Genomic DNA, 1,176 nt, shown 5'->3' on the forward strand with positions numbered 1-1,176 from the left:
CGTCGGCGGCTTCGTCCGCGACCTTGGGCGCTTCGCCCCGCACCGCGGCGACGCCCCGGGCGATCCAGCCGTCCATCAGCGCCCCGCCCTCGGCGAGGGACCGCTCCTTGATCCCCAGAACGGCGGTCAGGACGCCGAACAGCGCCAACAGCGTGACGATGACGCCCACGATCGGGTTGCCGCCGCGGCGACGCTTGGTCCGCGCCCATACCGGGCTATGGTCGTCGTCCGCCATGCGGACCGGCTCGGAAAAACGCATGCGAAACCCCCGTCTCGACCCTGAAACACTCCTGTGCGCGCCCCTCCGCGCGGCGGGAAGACGCCTATTACAGGCTTAACGACCATCATAGGGTTGGAACCGCAACGCTTATCCAGCGTTCTCACCTGTGGGGCGAACCCGAGGGATGAAGGAAAACCACCATGAAGAAGGCGATCATCGCGATTGCAGGGGCGGGTCTGCTGGCCAGCGCCTGCGCCAGTGACGGCTACAACGACGAGACCTATCGTCAGGGCGCGATCGGCGCCGGAATCGGCGCCGTCGCCGGCGCCATCATCGGCAACAACACCGGCAGCGGCAACGCGGGCACGGGCGCGGCCATCGGCGCCGTGGTCGGCGGCGCGGCGGGCGCCATCCGCGGCTCTCAGCAGGACCGCGCCAACCAGCAGCGCTACCGCGACAGCGGCGGCCGGTACTACTATTGCTACGACAACCGTCAGAGCGAGTGTTACTGGGAGAACGGCCAGCGTCGCTACTAGGACGCGGGCGGAGCTCAGTGTGAATTCGGGCGGTTCGTCGATGCGGCGAACCGCCTTTTTCATGAATCGCCCGGGGGAGCGGGCCGAGACAGGGGAACGGAATGAAGCGGACGATCGTGATGGCGGGCCTGGCGGCGCTGGCGACGGCGGGGTGCGGCTGGACGCCGGGCGTGCGGGACCGGAGCGACCTGGTGGCCGAACCGTCGCACTGCGCCGACAAGCGCTTCGAGGTCTATTTCGCCGAGGGCGAGGCGCGGCTGACGACGCCGGCGCTGCAGGCCATCGGGCTGACGGCGACCCAGCTGCAGGGCTGCGACATCCGCAACGTAAAGGTCATCGGCCTGGCCGACGCCCAGGGCGCGGCGGGCGCGAACCTGAACCTGTCGCAGCGCCGGGCGCAGTCGGTGGCCGAGGCCCTGG

At 69.8% G+C, this 1,176-nt stretch carries 3 protein-coding genes; 2 read left to right on the forward strand and 1 reads right to left on the reverse strand.

Annotated features, from left to right (window positions below; translation table 11 throughout):
• On the reverse strand, positions 1–259 hold a 259-nt coding region (locus AC2W7C_RS18195; RefSeq protein ID WP_486002605.1), incomplete at its 3' end, for a hypothetical protein.
• 161 nt (positions 260–420) lie between these two features.
• Between AC2W7C_RS18195 and AC2W7C_RS18200 the strand changes: the two genes are divergently transcribed.
• Complete coding sequence (locus AC2W7C_RS18200; protein ID WP_486002606.1) at positions 421–756, forward strand: YMGG-like glycine zipper-containing protein; 336 nt, start codon at positions 421–423, stop codon at positions 754–756.
• Between the two features lie 101 nt (positions 757–857).
• A partial coding sequence (locus AC2W7C_RS18205) for an OmpA family protein (RefSeq protein ID WP_486002607.1) occupies positions 858–1,176 on the forward strand: 319 nt, incomplete at its 3' end.

The organism is Brevundimonas sp. CURTG3B2_SDJG, assembly GCF_057364705.1.

Bases quoted from the DNA above. Each gene is read 5' to 3' on its own strand.
- AC2W7C_RS18200 (WP_486002606.1), top strand. From the start codon at position 421: ATGAAGAAGGCGATCATCGCGATTGCAGGGGCGGGTCTGCTGGCCAGC.